This is a genomic window from Pseudomonas sp. R11F, assembly GCF_050312575.1.
In the GTDB taxonomy this organism is placed as follows: domain Bacteria; phylum Pseudomonadota; class Gammaproteobacteria; order Pseudomonadales; family Pseudomonadaceae; genus Aquipseudomonas; species Aquipseudomonas palleroniana.
In genome coordinates, this window is sequence record NZ_JBNPJU010000046.1 from 217,066 (window position 1) to 236,380 (window position 19,315).

Annotated in this window: 16 protein-coding genes; 7 read left to right on the forward strand and 9 right to left on the reverse strand. The window is 61.3% G+C overall.

Annotated elements, in window-relative coordinates:
* Positions 1 to 22 precede the first annotated feature (22 nt).
* The 4 genes from ACQRBV_RS13315 to gap form a co-directional block, all read right to left on the reverse strand.
* Positions 23 to 2,581, reverse strand: coding sequence for a TonB-dependent receptor (locus ACQRBV_RS13315; protein ID WP_411984799.1), 2,559 nt, complete (start codon positions 2,579 to 2,581; stop codon positions 23 to 25).
* A gap of 116 nt (positions 2,582 to 2,697) precedes the next feature.
* The gene (locus tag ACQRBV_RS13320) at positions 2,698 to 3,666 is read right to left on the reverse strand and encodes a FecR family protein (protein ID WP_411984798.1); all 969 of its coding nucleotides are present in this window, start codon (positions 3,664 to 3,666) and stop codon (positions 2,698 to 2,700) included.
* Positions 3,667 to 3,740: 74 nt separating this feature from the next.
* On the reverse strand, positions 3,741 to 4,259 hold the full coding sequence (locus tag ACQRBV_RS13325; protein WP_060754234.1) for an RNA polymerase sigma factor: 519 nt from the start codon (positions 4,257 to 4,259) through the stop codon (positions 3,741 to 3,743).
* 164 nt (positions 4,260 to 4,423) lie between these two features.
* Positions 4,424 to 5,425, reverse strand: coding sequence for a type I glyceraldehyde-3-phosphate dehydrogenase (gene gap / locus ACQRBV_RS13330; RefSeq protein ID WP_090368816.1), 1,002 nt, complete (start codon positions 5,423 to 5,425; stop codon positions 4,424 to 4,426).
* Between the two features lie 221 nt (positions 5,426 to 5,646).
* Between gap and edd the strand changes: the two genes are divergently transcribed.
* The 4 genes from edd to ACQRBV_RS13350 all read left to right on the forward strand — a co-directional run bounded on the left by edd (position 5,647) and on the right by ACQRBV_RS13350 (position 10,761).
* Positions 5,647 to 7,473, forward strand: a complete 1,827-nt coding sequence (edd, locus tag ACQRBV_RS13335; protein ID WP_205344693.1) for a phosphogluconate dehydratase — start codon at positions 5,647 to 5,649, stop codon at positions 7,471 to 7,473.
* Positions 7,470 to 8,426: a glucokinase gene (locus tag ACQRBV_RS13340; protein WP_060754231.1), complete on the forward strand. Its 957-nt coding sequence runs from the start codon at positions 7,470 to 7,472 to the stop codon at positions 8,424 to 8,426. The genes edd and ACQRBV_RS13340 overlap by 4 nt, the downstream gene beginning before the upstream one ends.
* 141 nt (positions 8,427 to 8,567) lie before the next feature.
* Positions 8,568 to 9,302: a response regulator gene (locus ACQRBV_RS13345; RefSeq protein WP_060754230.1), complete on the forward strand. Its 735-nt coding sequence runs from the start codon at positions 8,568 to 8,570 to the stop codon at positions 9,300 to 9,302.
* A 31-nt stretch (positions 9,303 to 9,333) separates the two neighbouring features.
* A complete protein-coding gene (locus ACQRBV_RS13350; protein WP_199777944.1) occupies positions 9,334 to 10,761 on the forward strand; it encodes an ATP-binding protein in 1,428 nt (475 codons plus the stop codon).
* Positions 10,762 to 10,882: 121 nt separating this feature from the next.
* Here ACQRBV_RS13350 and ACQRBV_RS13355 read toward each other — a convergent pair whose 3' ends face one another.
* On the reverse strand, positions 10,883 to 11,812 hold the full coding sequence (locus ACQRBV_RS13355) for an AraC family transcriptional regulator (RefSeq protein ID WP_060754228.1): 930 nt from the start codon (positions 11,810 to 11,812) through the stop codon (positions 10,883 to 10,885).
* A gap of 328 nt (positions 11,813 to 12,140) precedes the next feature.
* Here ACQRBV_RS13355 and ACQRBV_RS13360 point away from each other — a divergent pair, with 328 nt between their 5' ends.
* Positions 12,141 to 12,482 (forward strand): antibiotic biosynthesis monooxygenase family protein, encoded by a 342-nt coding sequence (locus ACQRBV_RS13360; RefSeq protein WP_060754227.1) that lies wholly within the window; start codon positions 12,141 to 12,143, stop codon positions 12,480 to 12,482.
* 8 nt (positions 12,483 to 12,490) lie between these two features.
* Complete coding sequence (locus tag ACQRBV_RS13365; RefSeq protein WP_060754226.1) at positions 12,491 to 12,769, forward strand: hypothetical protein; 279 nt, start codon at positions 12,491 to 12,493, stop codon at positions 12,767 to 12,769.
* Between the two features lie 115 nt (positions 12,770 to 12,884).
* Here ACQRBV_RS13365 and ACQRBV_RS13370 read toward each other — a convergent pair whose 3' ends face one another.
* A complete protein-coding gene (locus tag ACQRBV_RS13370; RefSeq protein ID WP_060754225.1) occupies positions 12,885 to 13,517 on the reverse strand; it encodes a flavin reductase family protein in 633 nt (210 codons plus the stop codon).
* Positions 13,518 to 13,710: 193 nt separating this feature from the next.
* Here ACQRBV_RS13370 and ACQRBV_RS13375 point away from each other — a divergent pair, with 193 nt between their 5' ends.
* Entirely contained in the window at positions 13,711 to 14,466 is a 756-nt protein-coding gene (locus tag ACQRBV_RS13375; RefSeq protein ID WP_411984797.1) for a COG4705 family protein, read from the forward strand.
* Between the two features lie 121 nt (positions 14,467 to 14,587).
* Here ACQRBV_RS13375 and ACQRBV_RS13380 read toward each other — a convergent pair whose 3' ends face one another.
* The 3 genes from ACQRBV_RS13380 to ACQRBV_RS13390 form a co-directional block, all read right to left on the reverse strand.
* Positions 14,588 to 15,907: an MFS transporter gene (locus tag ACQRBV_RS13380; protein WP_060754223.1), complete on the reverse strand. Its 1,320-nt coding sequence runs from the start codon at positions 15,905 to 15,907 to the stop codon at positions 14,588 to 14,590.
* Positions 15,908 to 16,190: 283 nt separating this feature from the next.
* Positions 16,191 to 17,516 (reverse strand): sigma-54-dependent transcriptional regulator, encoded by a 1,326-nt coding sequence (locus ACQRBV_RS13385; protein WP_060754222.1) that lies wholly within the window; start codon positions 17,514 to 17,516, stop codon positions 16,191 to 16,193.
* Positions 17,510 to 19,276: an ATP-binding protein gene (locus tag ACQRBV_RS13390; protein ID WP_411984796.1), complete on the reverse strand. Its 1,767-nt coding sequence runs from the start codon at positions 19,274 to 19,276 to the stop codon at positions 17,510 to 17,512. The genes ACQRBV_RS13385 and ACQRBV_RS13390 overlap by 7 nt, the downstream gene beginning before the upstream one ends.
* Positions 19,277 to 19,315 lie beyond the last annotated feature (39 nt).

The following is a 19,315-nucleotide window of genomic DNA, read 5'->3' on the forward strand; positions in this document are numbered from 1 at the left end:
CCGGCGAGGTGAGGCGCTTCGATCAGATGTCCCAGATCACGTTGATCGCAAAGTTGCGGCCAGGCTGTGTCAGGCGGTCCAGGTTGGCCGGGCCGGTCACCGCGGCTTCGCCGACGCTGTCGTAGCTGCGTACGTCATCCCAGTTCCAGTACTTCTTGTCGGTCAGGTTGTAGAGGCCGGCGTTGAGGGTCACATCGCGGGTGACTTTGTAGTAGCCGGTCAGGTCGAGCACACCGAAGCCTGGTGTCTTGAACGGGCCGTTGCCATCCGGTGCGTGGAAGGTGCTGCTGTCGACGCGGTTCTGGCGTTTGACCAGGGTCCAGCTCAGCAGGCCACCGTAATTGTCCTGGTCGTAGCCCAGGCCGAACACGCCCTTGAGCGGGTTGACACTGTTGAGCGGCTCGCCGGTTTCGTCGTTACGACCGTAGGCATAGGACACCGAACCTTGGGTGTAAAGGCCGTGAGGCGCGCCGAAAGCATCCAGGTTCAGGCGACCCTTGGCTTCGGCGCCCTTGATGGTGGCACGCTTGATATTGACGGCCTGGAACTGTTCGACGGTGCCGCCGACCACGGCGTTGTCTTCGTCGATGAAGTTGCGGTACTTGTTGTAGAACACCGCGATGTCGAAGGAACCTGCGTCGAACTTGCCACGAATCCCGGTTTCAATGCCTTTGCTGGTTTCCGGCTTGAGGTCTGGGTTGGGCTCCACGGTGTAACCCAGGTTGAGGTTTTCAAAGCGGCCGTACAGCGCCTTGGCCGATGGCGTGCGGAAGCCCTCGGCGTACTGGCCGAACAAGGTGTATTGATCGGTGAGGGCGTAAGTCAGGCCGAACTTGGGCGTCACGCGGTGCCAGGTTTTGTCCTTGTCGTTGACCGTATCCTGGCCGGTCGGGTTGACGGTGTTGAGGAATTCCTGGGTCAGCTTGGGCTTGAGCTGGGTGTAGTCGTAGCGCAAGGCCGGCAGGAAGGTCCATTTGTCCCAGGAGATCTGGTCCTGGGCGAACAGCGAATAGGTGTTGATGGTCGGGTCCGGGAAGTCACTGGACTTTTTCACGCTGTCGCCGGCGGAAGGGCTGGGCGCACCGATGGCGGTGCAGCCGGAGCCGACGGCCAGGCAGGTCGCCGAGCCTTCGCGCGAGCCGGTGACTTTCTGCTGCTTGAGCGTGGTGCCGTAGGTCACCTGGTGATCGGTCTCGCCGAGGCTGAAAGCCTTGTCCAACTGGGCGTCGAACACCCACTGGCGTTCTTCGTAAAGCGTGTCGCGGGTACGCAGGACGCGACGGCCGGACTGATAGATCTCAGCCGTGGTCTGGTCGGTCTTGGCGATCTGGTAATTGAGGCTGGTCTTGATGCGGTCGGCAATCGGCGATTGCAGGGCCAAGCTGTTTTCCAGGCCGAAGCGTTCACGGGTGATGGTGTCGTTGCCCCGGCGGTCACGGTACAGGTTGAAGCCCCGTCCGCCGATGAACGGGCCGCCTACGGCATTTTTCAGGTTGACGTCGCGGTCATCCTTGAACTTCTCGTAGGTCAGGCCCAGGCGGTTGTCATCGCCATAGTTCCAGCCCAGCTTGGCGAGGACATTGGTGGTGCGTGCCTCTTCCGGGTTGGCGCCGGTGCGGGCCAGGCCGGTGGCGTTGTTGCCGTCGTAGGACTCCATTTCGTGCCCATTGCGCTGGCTCAGGTGCAGCAAGCCATCGAAGTCCTGCACGCGGCCGGCGACGGTGCCGGAGGTCAGCCAGCTATCGTCGGCGGAGCTGTAGCCGGTTTTCAGGCGGGCACCGACATCCTGGCCGGGCTTGATGATGTCGTCCGGGTCGAGGGTGAAATAGCTCACCGCGCCGCCAATCGCACTGCTGCCGTACAGGGCCGAGGCCGGGCCGCGGAGGATTTCCACACGCTTGACGATTTCCGGATCGACATAATTGCGCCGCGTCTTGGCGTAGGGGCCGTTGAAGAAGTTGTCAGGGACTTCGACACCGTCCACCTGGGTGAGGATACGGTCACCGTCGATACCACGAATGTTGTAGCCGGCATTGCCGGAGCGGGTGCCGGCGCCGCCGACGGAGACGCCAGGTTCGTAACGCACCAGTTCGCGAATGGTGTTGACGTTCTGGCGGTCCAGTTCCTCGCGGTCGTGCACCGTGACGGTGCTCGGCACACTGTTGACGTCCTGTTCATTACGGGTGGCGCTGATGGTCACCTGTTGCAAATTTAGCGTGCTGCCAGCTGCGCGTTTTTCCAGGACGATGGTGTTATTGCCCAGTTTGCGGTAGCTCAGGTTGGTCCCCACCAACAGCCGGTCCAGGGCTTTTTCCGCTGACAGCGGGCCGCGTACACCCGGGGAAGATACGCCCTGGCCCAGTTCCGCCGGCAGGCCGACTTGCCAGCCGGTCACCGCGCTAAAGGCATTCAGCGCTGAGACCAGGGGTTGCTGCTCGATACTGAAAGTGTAATTGCCATGGCTGCGGGCGATGGGCTCTGCAGCCATGGCGACCGTCATGGGTGCGCCAGCCAGCAGGATGGCAGCGGTCAGCAAGGACAGGACGGGCGAGGAAGACCGGCGGTTGAAACGAGAGGACATCGAGAGCGCTCCGGAGGTACGAATCTTATAGTTGCGCACTGAACCAAATAGGAATCAGTTGCATTGGCTAAGACGAGACGTACCACTGCAGGCTATCGAGTAAAAATAATTCTCATTTAGTTCAGGATGACCAGTGCGGGGTACTCCGAAAGCTTGGCCGAGGTGATGTGCGCCAGGGAGCGCACCACGTCCAAGGGCTGGTCAAGCCGGTAATTGCCGGTGACGGCGACGCTGGCGAGCTTGTCGTTGTTGTTGACGATCCAGCCTGGGTAATAGCGGCGCAGTTCAGCCAGTACTTCGCCCATCGGGCAGTTTTCAAACACCAGTCGGCCCTGGACCCAGGCCAGGTCCTTGCCGGCATCTAGCTTGGCCGGTTGGCCAAAGCCCTGGGGGCCGATGCGGATGCTTTCACCGGCGCTCAGGCGCACCCGGGCATCGTTTGCGGTGGTGCTCAGGTCGACATCGCCGCGTTGCACCTGCACCTGCGCTTCGCCATTGAGGTAACGCACGGCGAAGTCGGTGTCGCGCACGCTGGCGCGCACCGGGCCGGCATCAATCTCCAGGGGCAGGCCGCGGCTGGGTACGACTTCGAAAAACGCCTCGCCTTGATACAGGCGTGCGACGCGCTGGTGATCCTTGATGCTGCTGGAAAGCGCCGAATTGGTATTCAGCAATACCTTCGAGCCATCGTCCAATTGCAGACGCTGGCGTTCGCCCACGACGGTCAGGTGGTCGGCTTGCAGGCGCATGGGCAAATTGCTGAAGCTGAACAGTCCGAGCAGCAGCACGGCGGCGGTGGTCAAGGGTTTCCAATGCGGCTTGAGGCGGCGCCAGGCACTCGGCTTGCGGGGTGCGGCCAGGGCTACGGCGGCGCTGTGCACCGGCGCGCTACCCCACGCCGCCTCGGCTTTGGCGAAGGCGTGCGGGTGCGCCGGGTCGCTGGCCAACCAGGCGTCGAACTCGGCCTGTTGCCCGGGATGTGGGCACTGCAAGGCGATCAGCCAATCGAGCGCCTGGTTCATGGCCGCATCTTGCAGCACCTCATGAGCCAGCTCATGAGGGCGCAGTTTATTCGGGTCCGTCACGGTGTTCCTCGGGGCTTCGCCACGTTTTATTGGTCTTTCCTACAGCCTGGATCAACATTTCTGTCGGATGCAGCTTAAGGCTGATCCAGCCGGTCGGCCACACCTACACAGATGGCCATGATCAATTTCAGTTCCTTTTGCACGGTGCTCAAGGACACGTGGAGTTGGTCGGCAATCTCTTGATAGCTGCAACCGTGCAGGCGACTGAGGATAAAGATCTGCTGCTGGCGGGCGCTCAACTGGCCGAGGCTGACGCTCAGGTGTTCAAGCAGTTGCTCGGCCTGGGTTGCATCTTCCGGGGTGCTGATGGGGGCGGCGACGCTTTGCAGGATATCCAGTGGGACATCTTCCTGCAGCGTACGGGCTTGAATCCTGCGCGCACGCAGATGATCCAGCGCCAGGTTGCGCGCCGTCTGATAAACGAAGGGTTCGAGGTGATCGATCGGCCGCTCGCTGAGGGCACGGGTGACGCGCAGGTAGGTTTCCTGCAGCAGGTCTTCGGCGGTGCTGTGGTTATTCACCATCCGCTGCAAGGTGCGTAGCAGAATCACCCGTTGGGTGAGAAAGACTTGGTTGAAGCGAGATTGGCTCACAGTGATACCAGACCGATTTGCAGTTAATGATAATGCTTATCATCAACTGAAATGGCAAGTGCGGTATTTGATCGTTCCCACGCTCTGCGTGGGAATTCATCCTGTGACGCTTCGCGTCACGACCTTGGGGCCGGGACGCAAAGCGTGGGAACCTGCAGGTCGCCTTATTCGGCGTTACACAGCGCCAGGCAGTTATCCAGCATACGGTTGGAGAAACCCCATTCGTTGTCATACCACGCCAGCACCTTCAGCAACTTGCCGCTGACCTTGGTGTGATTGGCATCGAAAATCGACGACAACGGGTTGTGGTTGAAGTCACTGGAAACCAGCGGCAAGGTGTTGTAGCCGAGGATTTTCGAGTGTTGGCTGGCTTCTTTGAGCAGTGCGTTGACTTCCTCGGCGGTGGCTTCTTTCTTCAACTGCACGGTGAGGTCGACCAGCGACACATTGATCACCGGTACACGGACCGCCATGCCGGTCAGCTTGCCCGCCAGTTCCGGCAGTACCAGGCCGACGGCTTCGGCCGCACCGGTCTTGCTCGGAATCATGTTCTGGGTGGCCGAACGCGCGCGATACGGGTCGGTGTGGTAGACATCGGTCAGGTTCTGGTCGTTGGTGTAGGCATGAATGGTGGTCATCAAGCCGCTCTCGATCCCCAGCTCGCGATGCAGCACCTGGGCGACCGGTGCCAGGCAGTTGGTAGTACACGAGGCGTTGGAGATGATCTGGTGGGATTGACGCAAAATGTCGTGGTTCACACCGTAGACCACCGTGGCGTCCGCGCCTTTGGCCGGTGCGGAGATGATCACCTTGCGCGCACCGGCGGTAACATGGGCGGCAGCTTTGGCACGGTCGGTGAACAGGCCGGTGCATTCGAACACCACATCGATTTTCAGCGCGGCCCATGGCAGTTCGGCCGGGTTGCGAATGGCACTGACGGCAATCCGGTCGCCGTTGACGGTCAGGCTTTCCTGATCGTGGGCGACCTCTGCTTCAAAAGTGCCATGCACGGTGTCGTATTTGAGCAAGTGGGCATTGATCGCGCTGTCGCCCAGATCATTGATGGCGACGATCTGCAAATCCTGGCGGTAGCCTTGGGTATACAGTGCGCGCAGGACATTACGGCCGATGCGGCCAAAACCATTGATTGCGATGCGAAGAGTCATTGGGAAGTGCCTGTCGTCGATTTGTTGTAAGAATTACAAGATTATTCGCATAAAAATAGAAAACAAGCCTTTTTAGTGGCAATATTTTGTTCAATCTACAACGAGTGACCTGAATCAACTGGTCCGATGATCCGAACGACACCCTGCCATCCCATGAGCTGCGGGCGTTTGGTCAACATAGGAACGAGGGTCGCCACATCCGTTAGCCTGGAGTTCTACACATGCATCCCCGCGTTCTTGAGGTCACCGAACGGCTTATCGCCCGCAGCCGCGCCACCCGCGAGGCCTACCTTGCGCTCATTCGCGGCGCCGCCAGCGACGGTCCGATGCGCGGTAAGCTGCAATGCGCCAACTTTGCCCATGGCGTAGCCGGCTGCGGTGCTGAAGATAAAAATAGTCTGCGTTTGATGAATGCCGCCAACGTGGCAATTGTTTCCTCATATAACGACATGCTCTCGGCACACCAGCCGTACGAACATTTCCCTGAACAGATCAAGCAAGCCCTGCGTGAGGTCGGCTCGGTCGGCCAGTTCGCCGGCGGTACCCCCGCCATGTGCGACGGTGTGACCCAGGGTGAGCCGGGCATGGAGCTGAGCCTGCTCAGTCGCGAAGTGATTGCCATGTCCACGGCGGTAGCGCTGTCCCACAACATGTTCGACGCCGCCTTGATGCTGGGCATCTGCGACAAGATCGTCCCAGGCCTGATGATGGGCGCGCTGCGCTATGGTCACCTGCCGATGATCTTCGTCCCGGGCGGGCCGATGCCGTCGGGCATTTCGAACAAACAGAAGGCCGATGTGCGCCAACGCTATGCCGAAGGCAAGGCCACCCGCGAAGAGCTGCTGGAATCGGAGATGAAGTCCTACCACAGCCCCGGCACCTGCACCTTCTACGGCACCGCCAATACCAACCAGTTGCTGATGGAAGTGATGGGCCTGCACTTGCCGGGCGCTTCGTTCGTCAACCCGTACACGCCGCTGCGTGACGCACTGACCCGTGAAGCGGCGCATCAAGTGACGCGCCTGACCAAGGCCAACGGCAATTTCATGCCGATCGGCGAGATCGTCGACGAGAAGTCGATCGTCAACTCCATCGTTGCCCTCAACGCGACCGGCGGTTCTACCAACCACACCTTGCACATGCCGGCCATCGCCATGTCGGCGGGCATCATTCTCACCTGGCAGGACATGGCCGATCTCTCCGAGGTAGTGCCGACCCTGTCCCACGTGTATCCAAACGGCAAGGCCGATATCAACCACTTCCAGGCGGCGGGCGGCATGTCGTTCCTGATTCGCGAACTGCTTGAGGCCGGCCTGCTCCACGAAGACGTCAACACCGTGGCCGGCAAGGGCTTGAGCCGCTACACCCAGGAGCCGTTCCTGGTCGACGGCGAGTTGATCTGGCGCGACGGCCCGATCGAGAGCCTCGATGAAACCATCCTGCGTCCCGTGGCCCGTGCATTCTCGGCCGAGGGCGGTTTGCGCGTGATGGAAGGCAACCTCGGTCGTGGGGTGATGAAAGTCTCGGCCGTGGCCCTGGAGCATCAAATCGTCGAAGCGCCGGCCGTGGTGTTCCAGGACCAACAGGACCTGGCCGACGCATTCAAGGCCGGCGAGTTGGAAAAGGACTTTGTCGCGGTGATGCGATTCCAGGGCCCACGCTCCAACGGCATGCCGGAATTGCATAAAATGACCCCGTTCCTCGGCGTGCTGCAGGACCGAGGCTTCAAAGTGGCATTGGTTACGGACGGGCGTATGTCCGGAGCCTCAGGTAAGATCCCCGCCGCGATCCACGTCAACCCCGAAGCACAGAGCGGCGGGCCGCTGGCGCGGGTGCAGAATGGCGATATCATTCGCGTGGATGGCGTGAAGGGCACCTTGGAGCTTAAGGTGGACGCCGAAGAATTCGCAGCGCGCACGCCTGCCACGGGCCTGTTGGGCAACAACGTGGGGGCTGGTCGTGAACTGTTTGCATTTATGCGCTTGGCCGCAAGCTCCGCAGAGCAGGGCGCCAGCGCCTTTACCTCTGCCTTGGAGACGCTTAAGTGAAGCTTGCGCTGGTCGGTGACATCGGGGGAACCAACGCCCGTTTTGCGTTGTGGCAGGATCAGGAGCTGCATTCGATCCGGGTGCACGCCACGGCGGATCACTCAAGCCCTGAGGCGGCCATCATGGTCTACCTCAAGGAAGAGGGCCTGCAAATCGGCGACATCGGCGCGGTGTGCCTGTCGGTCGCCGGGCCGGTGAGCGGTGATGAATTTAAATTCACCAACAATCACTGGCGCCTGAGCAAGACTGCATTCTGTAAAACCCTGCAGGTGGATAACCTGCTGCTGGTCAATGATTTCACGGCCATGGCCTTGGGTATGACACGGCTCAAGCCCGACGAATTTCGCGTGGTCTGCGAAGGCACGCCGGAAGCGTTTCGCCCTGCGGTAGTGATCGGCCCGGGCACTGGCCTTGGCGTCGGTACGTTGCTGGATCTGGGTGGCGGCCGTTGGGCGGCGTTGCCGGGGGAGGGCGGCCATGTCGACCTGCCCCTGAGCAGCCCGCGTGAAACCCAGCTGTGGCAGCACATCCACAATGAGATCGGCCACGTCAGCGCCGAGACCGCCCTGAGCGGTGCTGGCCTGCCGCGTGTCTATCGCGCAATCTGTGCGGTGGATGGCCATACGCCGGTGCTGGACACGCCCGAAGCCATTACGGCGGCGGGGTTGGCCGGTGACCCGGTGGCCGTGGAAGTCTTGAACCAGTTCAGCATCTGGTTGGGCCGCGTAGCGGGCAACAACGTGCTGACCACCGGCGCGCGCGGCGGTGTGTATATCGTGGGCGGGGTGATCCCGAGGTTTGCCGACTTCTTCATCAACAGTGGTTTTACCAAGAGCTTCAGTGACAAAGGCTGCATGAGCGACTACTTCAAAGGTATTCCGGTGTGGTTGGTGACCGCGCCGTATTCCGGGTTGACCGGGGCGGGTGTGGCGCTTGAGCAGGCTTTTGCATAGACCTTGATGGCCTCATCGGGGGCAAGCCCCTCCCACACTTCGATGTGTGAATACATTCAAAATGTGGGAGGGGGCTTGCTCCCGATGGTGGCCCTAAGCAACACATGACTCAAGCTTGGCCATAACTACAAGGAGGACCCCGTGAGCGTAATCAGTAAATCGATTCTCCTCGTCGACGACGACCAGGAAATCCGCGAATTGCTGCAAACCTACCTCAGCCGCGCCGGGTTCCAAGTCCGTGGCGTGTCGGATGGTGCGGGGTTCCGCCAGGCCATGAGCGAGGCACCATGCGACCTGGTGATTCTTGATGTGATGCTGCCCGACGAAGACGGTTTCAGCCTGTGTCGTTGGGTTCGTCAGCACCCACGTCAGGCCCAGGTGCCGATCATCATGCTGACCGCCAGTTCCGACGAAGCCGACCGGGTGATCGGCCTGGAGCTGGGCGCCGACGATTACATCGGCAAGCCCTTCAGCCCCCGCGAGTTGCAAGCGCGGATCAAGGCCCTGTTGCGTCGTGCCCAGTTTGGCCAGGAGCGCAGCGGCGCGGGTGACGTTCTGGCGTTTGACGAGTGGCGGCTGGACATGATCAGCCACCGCCTGTTTCATGTGGATGGCGAGGAGGTGATCCTCTCCGGCGCCGACTTTGCCCTGCTCAAGCTGTTCCTTGACCACCCCCAACAGATTCTCGACCGCGACACCATCGGCAACGCCACCCGTGGACGCGACCTGATGCCGCTGGACCGTATCGTCGACATGGCGGTCAGCCGCTTGCGCCAGCGTCTGCGCGATACCGAAAAACCCCCGCGGCTGATCCGCACCGTGCGTGGCAGCGGTTATCAACTGGCAGCCAGCGTGGTTGCCGGCAATGCCCACTGAGCGTCTGGCCGAGCGCCGCATCCGCTTTCCCGTGCCCCGTTCGCTGCTGGGGCGCATGTTGCTGCTGACCCTGCTCGTGGTGCTGTTTGCCCAGGCACTGTCCAGCGTGATCTGGGTCTCGCAATTGCGCGCTACCCAGCTTGAGGGCCTGGTCACCAGTGCCCGTAGCCTGGCGCATTCGATGACCGCCAGCGTCAGTTACTTCCGCTCGTTGCCCGTGGCCTATCGCCCTTTGGTGCTCGACCAACTGCGCAGCATGGGCGGCACCCGTTTCGTGGTGACCCTCAATGACCGGCCGCTGGACATGGCGATATTGCCGCAGACGCCGCGCAAACAGGCCGTGCTTGAGGCGGTGGATGAAGTGCTGCGCCAGACCCTGGGCGCCGATGTGCATATCTCGGTGGAGTTCGTCAGTGCCGAAGACCTGCGGATTTTCAACGCCGGTTTGAAGCTCGATGAACTGCCGCGCTCCTGGGCGCATTACGCACTGACCCTGGAACCGGTGAACCCGCCAGTGCTGGTGACTCAGATCCAGCTTGCGCCCGGTGAGTGGCTGTACATCGCCTCGCTGCTGCCCGAGCCTTACACCAGCCTGGAGGAGCAGGGCCTGCCGGCCCAGCAGGTGTGGTTTATCGTGCTGACCAGCGGCTTGCTGTTGCTGTTCATCGGCCTGCTGGTGCACTGGCAAAGCAGGCCGCTCAAGCGCCTGGCGCGGGCGGCGCGGGACATGTCCCTGGGCGCCGATGTGGAGCCGGTAGCCGAAGGCGGCGGCAGCGAAGTGGTGGAAGTCGGGCGTGCCTTCAACGCCATGCGTGAGCGCATCAGCCGTTACTTGACCGAGCGCAGCCAGTTGTTCAGCGCGATCTCCCATGACCTGCGCACGCCGATTACCCGCTTGCGCCTGCGCGTGGAGCTGCTGGAAGACGAGAACCTGCAAACCAAATTCGGCCGCGACCTGGATGAGTTGGAGCTGCTGGTAAAGGGCGCGCTGCAATGTGTGAAAGACACTGACATCCACGAAAACATCGAACCGGTGGATTTGAATCACGTGCTCGACTGCCTGGTGGAGCCGTACCTGGCGCCCAATGGCAATGGCCGCATCACCCAGGACGGCCGTGCCCTGGCGCCTTATCCGGGCAAGCCGCTGGCGCTCAAGCGCTGCATCGGCAACCTGATCGACAACGCCTTGAAGTACGGGCAGAAAGCTCACTTGCATATCGAGGACGATGGCGTGGACTTTATCCTGCACGTCGACGACGAAGGCCCCGGCGTACCGGAGCAGCGCCTGGAGCAAGTCTTCGAACCGCATTTCCGCCTGGCCGGGCAGCAACAGGGCTACGGCCTGGGCCTGGGGATTGCGCGCAACATCGCGCACAGCCATGGCGGGGAAGTGAGCCTGCAGAACCTGCGTGAGGGGGGCCTGCGGGTGACCTTGCAACTGCCTCGTGGACTGGACTGAATACATGAGGTCAAAATGTGGGAGGACTTGCTCCCGATTGCGCTGGGCCAGCTAAAGATAAGCTGACTGTCACACCGCTATCGGGAGCAAGCCCCCTCCCACATTTTTGATCTGCATGGGCTCAGATGCTCTGGCGCAATCGGGCCAGGTCTCTTAAAGGCGGTGCCCCAAACAACCGGCTGTACTCGCGGCTGAACTGCGACGGGCTTTCATACCCGACTCGATACCCTGCCGCCGACGCTTCCAGCCCTTCGGCGATCATCAGCCGCCGCGCTTCCTGCAAGCGCAACTGCTTCTGATATTGCAGCGGGCTCATCGCGGTGATCGCCTTGAAGCGATGGTGCAAGGTCGAAACGCTCAGGTTCACTTCCTTGGCCAGGTCATCGATACGCAGCGGTTGTTCGTAGTTGCCGTTCAACCAGGTGATTGCCTGGCTGACCCGATGGCTCTGGCTGTTGGCGACGGCGATTTCATACAGCCGATAGCCCTGCGGGCCACGCAATAGCCGATAGAGGATCTCGCGGTTGATCAATGGCGCGAGCATGGCGATGTCTTTGGGCGAGTCCAGCAGGCGCGTCAAGCGCAGCACCGCGTCGAGCAGTTGGCTGTCGATGCGGTCGACGTACATGCCACGGGAGGTGGGGCGCGAGGGCACGCCCATCGGCCCGGCCTCGGCGATCAGGGCAGTGAGCTGCGCCGGGTCGATATTGATGCGTACTGACAGGTTGGGATCGTGCGGCGTGGCATCGATGATCCGTCCCGCCACGGGCATAGCGACCGAGAACACCAGGTAGTTGAGTGGGTCGTAGGCAAAGATTTCGTCGGCCAGGCGGACTTCCTTGCTGCCGCTGGCGAGGATGCACAAGGCCGGCTCCACCAGCACCGGCATGAAATCGCGCGGTGTGTTGTGGCGGTTCAGATACAGCGAGGTGATAGCCGTGCCATAGGAACCGTCTTCCCAGGTATGGCGTTGCACGATGCTGGCCAGTTCGGCGCGCTGCTTTTCCATCTCGGCATCGAGGGGAATCAGCGGATGTTCAGGCGACGACATGGAGTGACCTCTACACGCTTCTTCGATGGGCTCAGCTTAGTGGGCGCTTTTCAAAAAGTGTTACGTCGATTCTGCACAATCCTTGCCTGATCCTGCGATATGGCGTGAATCAGGCAAGCGCAAGGCCCGTCATCTCCCTGAAACACTGAGTGTGTGCCTGGAACACCACCTGCGGGCCGAGTGGCTTATCTACGCTTCTCGCAGGATTGTGCAATAAGCCTGCAGGAATTGACTAACCGCGTTTGCACCCGCGCCGTTATCTTTGATCCTGTGGCAGCCCGCCCTCAGCGTGTTTGCCGAGTATCACTTCTCAACGGGAGAGTCGAACATGTCCACCCCCATTCCCGCGAGCCATATGGCCTTTATCCGTGCCCGTACCGGGTGCAGCACCGAACTCGGTGCACGCTTGAGCAGTTTGATCGAACCGGGCCGTCAGGCTCAGGGTTGCCTGCAGTTTTCGTTGCAGCATTCCCAGGTCGACCCCGATGTCTGGCTGATCTCGGGTTTCTGGAGTAGCGAACAGGCGATGAGCGCCTACTTCAACTCGCCGGCCCTGATGATCTTTACCGAGTTGTTGAACGACATGGTAGTGCGCAGCATGGACTTCCAGACCTTCACCGATGCATCTGCCGTACATGCCTACGGCGAGTACCTGCAACTCGCCGGTTGAGGGTTAGAATGGCCGACTTTCCATTGGCCAGGACCTGCAACATGGCACGTAAACAATTTGCCCACCACGAAGCCGTTTCCGCCGTAGTACCGGGGGAAGGGGGCTACAGCGCCGCCGTCGCCGTCAAGGCACTCGATGGCATGGGCGCACCCAGGTTTCACAAGATCCTTGATGGCCAGAAGTTCAAGACCGCCTCCGACGCCGACGATGCAGCCGCGCTGCAACTTGAATACCTGGTCGACGTAGACGAAGACGGCCAACTGGCTTGGGCAACTGCCGCAAACTAGAACGCGCCGTCGATCAGGGAGGGGGCTCCTGATAGCAGAGAGTCAGTCGATGCTGTGTTGACTTCACCAACGCTATCGGGAGCAAGCCCCCTCCCACAGGTTTTATTGCATGCCATCAGCGGCTATTGGCACCAGGGCGATACATCTTGAACAGCGCCTCTGGCCCCAACTGGAAGTAATCCGCCGGGCCGCCACCGCGCAGGATCGGTTCGGCGGCGGCGGTGTCGTAGATGCCATCCTTGAGCAACCACTTGGCGATGTGCACCGCGACCACTTCGCCCAGTACCAGCCAGCTCGGCACCAGTTGCTTGTCGGCGCGCTGCAGTTGAATGATCTGGGTCACCTTGCATTCAAACGAGACCGGGCTCTCGCCCACCCGCGGTACGCCAACGATTTTCGAGGCCACCGGCGTCAGGCCGGATAACTCGAATTCGTTCACCTCCGGCGATACGGCGGCGCAACTCTGGTTCATCTGCTCGGCCAACGGGCGGGTGGCCAGGTTCCAGACAAACTCGCCGGTCTGTTCGATGTTGTTAAGGCTGTCTTTACGGCCGACGCTGGAAAAACCAATGATCGGCGGAATGTAGTTGAACGCATTGAAGAAACTGTAGGGCGCCAGGTTCAGGCGACCTTCGCGATCGTGGGAAGAAATCCAGCCGATCGGCCTTGGCCCGACGATGGCATTGAACGGGTCATGGGGCAGGCCGTGACCGTTGGCAGGCTCGTAGAAATGAATATCGTCAGACATGACCGGGGGTTCCTGCTATTGGCTTCGGGATGGAGGCCATACTGCAAGGCATGGCGCTGAATTTCCATCAGCCGTATGGAATTTTCATTGATTGCCCACCGAATTTTCACAGCTCTGCATTCAGTCTGCGCGCCAGGCCGACACCCCTCTAAGTCGGCGCGTTGAAAGACTGAGCTTCGGAGCCTTCTGTACCATGAACAAACTTCCTCAGATCACCCTGGCGTTCTGGGTCATGAAAATCTGCGCAACCACCCTGGGCGAAACCGCCGGGGATTTGTTGTCGATGACCCTCAACGTTGGCTACGCCATCAGCTCGATGATCTTGATCAGCGTGTTCCTCGTCACCTTGCTGACGCAACTCTGGTCGAAAACCTACAACCCTGTGCTGTACTGGATCGTGATTTTGTCCACCAGCACCGCGGGCACCACCATGTCTGACTTCATGGACCGCACCCTGGGGCTGGGCTACGCCACGGGCTCCATGATCCTGATCGCGATCCTGATGATCATCTTCGCGTTGTGGCATGTCAGCGGCGACTCGCTGAACGTGAACAAAGTGCAAACCTTCCGGGGCGAGTTGTTCTACTGGATGGCCATCCTGTTCTCCAACACCTTGGGTACCGCGCTGGGCGACTTCCTGGCCGATGACTCGGGGCTCGGCTTCGCCGGTGGCGCCTTGTTGATCGGCTCGGCGATTGCCGGGGTAGTGGCGCTCAAGTACTTCACCCGGATCTCGTCGGTGCTGTTGTTCTGGGTGGCGTTTGTCTTGACCCGGCCGTTTGGTGCGACGCTGGGTGACTTCCTCACCAAACCCTATGAAAAGGGTGGGCTGGATTTCGGCACCATCGGTTCGTCGGCGGTATTGGCGGGTGTGCTGATGGTGATGATTGCCGGGGCGTCGTATGCGCAGCGGCGATATGGGCGTCAGGCAGCCGCAGAGCTGTCCTGATCCTATTATCCAGGCAAGATAAAACTCAATGTGGGAGGGGGCTTGCTCCCGATAGCAGCGGTTCAGTCAACCGATTTATGGCTGACACACCGCCTTCGGCAGCAAGCCCCCTCGCACCGTTTTAGTCGGTGGTGATGCGCGAGTGCTTGCGGGTGTCTTTCATGGTCACATAGACCAACAACGACACCGCGATACACGCAGTCACGTACCAGTAGTAGCCGGTTTCCATACCGATACTCTTGAACCACAGCGCGATGTATTCAGCGGTACCGCCGAAGATCGACACGGTCAACGCATACGGCAGGCCCACGCCCAAGGCACGAATCTCGGTGGGGAACAGCTCGGCTTTCACCACGGCATTGATCGAGGTGTACCCGCTGACGATGATCAACGCCGCCATGATCAGGAAGAACGCACCCCACCAGGTCTGGATGGTGTGCAAGGTGGTGAGGATCGGTACGGTGCAGAGCGTGCCGAGGATGCCGAAGGCAATCAGGATCGGCCGACGGCCAACCTTGTCCGACAGCCCGCCGACCAGGGGTTGCAGGCACATGAACAGGAACAGCGTCGCCGCCGAGATGGTGGTGGAGTCGGAGATGCTCATGCCGACGGTGTTCACCAGGTATTTCTGCATGTAGGTGGTGTAGGTGTAGAACGCCAGGGTGCCGCCCATGGTCAGGCCGACGACGGTCATCAGCTCCTTGGGATGGCGCAGCAACGTGCGCATCGCGCTTTCCTTGGCTTTCTCCTTCTTGGTGAACGACTCGGTTTCTTCCATGCCACGACGCAGGTACAGCGCGACAACCGCGCACAGGGCGCCGATGGCGAACGGGATGCGCCAGCCCCAGGCATACAGTTGCTCGGTGGTCAGTACTTGTTGCAGCACGATCAATACCGCCAGCGCGATGAGCTGGCCGGAGATCAGGGTCACGTACTGGAAGCTGGAGAAGAAACCGCGACGCTCCTTGGTCGCCATTTCACTCAGGTAAGTGGCCGAAGTGCCGTATTCGCCACCGACCGACAAACCTTGCAGCAGGCGGGCGAAGACCAGCAGGATCGGCGCGCCGATGCCGATGGTGTCGTAGCCAGGGCTCAGGGCGATCAGCAGCGAGCCGAAGCACATCAGCAGTACCGAGGCCATCAGTGCAGCCTTGCGGCCCTTGTAGTCGGCGTACATCCCCATCAGCCAGCCGCCGATAGGGCGCATCAGGAAGCCCACGGCGAAGATCGCAGCGGTGTTCATCAATTGCGCGGTGGAGGAGCCTGCCGGGAAGAAGGTCTTGGCGAAGTACAGCGAGAAGGCGGCGTAGACGTACCAGTCGTACCACTCGACCATGTTGCCGACGGAGCCACTGAAAATCGATTTGATCCGGCTGGAGGTGGTGCGCTCTTTTGCCGGCACGGCCGCCGACCCCAGAGGCAGGGTGTTGGAGTTATCCATTGAAGGATCCTTCATCTAGTTGTTTTTATGGAGCAGCGCGTGCGCAGCCTGGTTCGGCTATAGCAGGAGCTGTGCCAAGGGGATGAAGGCCCGGTCTAGAAGGGTTGCAGGATTATTTTGAGCGGAAAGTCGCCGATGATTCTTGATGGCTGAGCGGAAATCCGCTTATGGCAGCAGGCCTCGTCGGGAGCAAGCCCCTCCCACATTGTGATTTGTGAACACATTCAAGTGTGGGAGGGGGCTTGCCCCCGATGACGGCCTGAAAGGCACCGCAAAGCCTGGCTTAGAGAAACATCTCCCGCACCAACCCATGACGCTGCATCTTTTCATTGAAAGTCCGGCGCGGCAGTTGCAGTTCCGCCAGGACCGCCTTGATATCGCCCTTGTGCCGGGTCAATGCGGCCTTCAGGCAATGAGCCTCGAAGGCTTCTTGCTGCGCGGCCAGCGATTGCCCGGCCTCGATACCCTCAGGCTCAGGTTCGCCAAGCCCCAGCACCTGGCGTTCGGCAACGTTGGCCAGTTCGCGCACGTTGCCCGGCCAGTCATGGCTGAGCAGGCGTCCCAATTGCGCGCCGCCGAGCGGTTCGGCGCTGCGGCCAAGGCGCTCGGCGGCATTTTGGGCAAAGTGATCGAACAACAATGGAATATCTTCACGGCGCTCACGCAAGGGCGGCAGGCGCAACTGTGCGACGTTCAGGCGATAAGCCAGGTCTTCGCGAAAGCGCCCGGCGCGGGCCTCTTCCAGCAGGTCGGGTTTGGTGGCGGCAATGATGCGCAGGTCGACGTGGATGCTCTGGTTGGAGCCCAGCCGCTCCAGTTTCTGCTCTTGCAACACACGCAGCAGTTTCACCTGCTGGGCCAGGGGCATGCTTTCGATTTCATCCAGGAACAGTGTGCCGCCGTGAGCGTATTCCAACTTGCCGATACGCTTGCCCTGGGCGCCGGTGAAGGCGCCGCTTTCGTGGCCGAACAGCTCGGCTTCAAACAGCTGCTCGGGGATCGCCGCACAGTTGAGCGCCACAAATGGCTTCTTTGCCCGCGGGCCGAAATCATGCAGGCAACGGGCAACCAGCTCCTTGCCGCTGCCGGTCTCGCCACGGATCAGCACATTGACCGGCAAGCTGGCCAGGTCCAGCACCTGCCGGCGCAACGTCTGCAAGCCCCGGGATACGCCGAGCAGGCTGGATTCAAGCTGTGCCCGGTGATCGGCCTGCTGGTGCAGGCGGCGGTTCTCCAGGATCAGCCCGCGTTTGTCCAGGGCGCGACGCAGGCTATTGAGCAGGGTATCGGGGCTGAAGGGTTTCTCGAGGAAATCGTAGGCACCGTCACGCATGGCTTCTACCGCCATCGGCACGTCGCCGTGGCCCGTCAGCAGGATCACCGGCAGGTCGGCATCGCGGCGCTGCACTTCGGCCAGCAGCTCCAGGCCGCTGAGCCCGGGCATGCGCACGTCGCTCAAGATGACACCGGGAAAGTCCCTGGGCAGTTGCGCCAGGCAGGCCTCGGCGCGGCTGAACAACTGCACGTCAAACCCCGACAGGCTCAGCCATTGCTCGACGGCCGTGCGGATGCTGGCTTCGTCATCGACCACAATCACCGCGTTCAACATAGGTCGGGTGTCTCCAGTGCGATAGGCAAGGTCAGGGTGAACACCGCGCCGTCGCCACGGTTGCCGGCGATCAGGCGCCCGCCCAGTTCGTGCACGATAGCGTAAGACACCGCCAGCCCCAGGCCCAGCCCGTCACCTACCGGCTTGGTGGTGAAGAAGGGGTCGAACACGCAGCTCAAATGCTCATCGTCAATCCCGCCGCCACTGTCGCTGACGGTCAGTTGCCACAGCTGCTGATCGGCCTGTAGGCGGATTTCCAGGCGTTTGCGCGGTTTATCGGCCATGGCGTCAAGGGCGTTGCGCAACAGGTTGATCAGTACCTGTTCCAGGCGGATCGCATCGCCGCGTACCCAGGCGGGGCGGGTCAGGTCCAGCACCACGCCGATGGCCTCATTACGCAGGCGCGCGTCGAGCAGGTGCAGGGACTGGTCAACCACCGTGGCCAGGTCCAGGCGTTCACGCAGGCCACTGGGGCTTTTACGGGCGAACGTCTTGAGGTGGCCGGTCAGCGCAGCCATGCGTGTGAGCATGTCGTCCAGTGGGGTGAGCGCTTGGTAGGCATCGTCCACGCGGCCATGATCCAGCAGCAGGCGCAGGGTTGCCAATTGCATACGCTGGGCGGTCAGAGGCTGGTTGATTTCATGGGCGAGGGCGGCGGACATCTGGCCCAATGCCGCCAGCTTGGCCGATTGCACCAAACCGTCCTGGGCCATGCGCAAGGCTTGGGTGCGTTGCGCCACAAGCTGTTCGAGCTCTTCGCGGCTGCGCTGGCGCAAACGGGCCAGGCGCCAGCGCTGGGTCAGAAACAGCGTCAGGAACACCAATGCCAGCCAGGAGCCGGCAGCGGCGAGGCCGGCATTACGCTGGTCTTCAAGGGCGGGCTGGGGTTTGCGCAGCAGGTGCAGCGTCCAGCCTTCGGCCTTCAGCGGCAGCGATTCCCAGATGTAATCGGCGCTGCCGTCGGGGCCATTGACGCGCATCAGATGGCTGTTGTCATCGAAACGCTGCAGGGTTTGGGTCTCCAGCGGCTGCAAGCGCTTTTTGTCGTATTGGCGTGTGGCCTGGAGCTCGGCGAGGTCGCCGTCCGACAACGGGCGCAGGTTGCGATAACGCCAGCCCGGCTGGTTGGCGATAAATACGATGCCGCGCGCGTCGCTGACCAGCAGCAGGTCATTGCCCTGGGCCCATTCGCGCTCAAGCTCGGGGAACTCCAGCTTCACCACCATGGCACCGAGAAACTGCTCGTGTTCGTCCACTACCGCGCTGGAGAGAAAATAGCCGGGAATACCGGTGGTCACGCCCACCGCATAAAAGCGCCCGGCGCCCTGGCTCAGGGTCTGGCTGAAATAGGGACGAAATGCGTAGTTATGCCCGACATAGCTGCTGGGCAGGTTCCAGTTACTGGCAGCGACAGCAAGGCCGGTGCGGTCCATCAGTTCCAGGGTAGAGGACTGCGCCGCACTGTTGATGCGTTCCAGCTTGCGGTTGAGCACAGCCTGGGTGGTGGCATCCAGCGGGCCCTTCAACGCGTTGATCATTTCCGAGTCCAGCGCCAGCACGGCGGGCAGGGCACGGTAACGTTCGATCAGGGTGTGCAGGGAATTGCCATACAGCGTGAGCTGTTGTTTGGCGCGTGAAGCGTCGTCCACCAGGGCCTGGCGTTCGGCATGGCGGGTGGCGAAGGTCGCGGCGAGCAGCGCACCGGCGATGATCAACAGGCAGTAGAAAGTCAGGCGAAGGGGGCGAGGGATCGCGATCATACGGTGATGGGCAGGCACGGTAAGGGGTGAGCACCATAC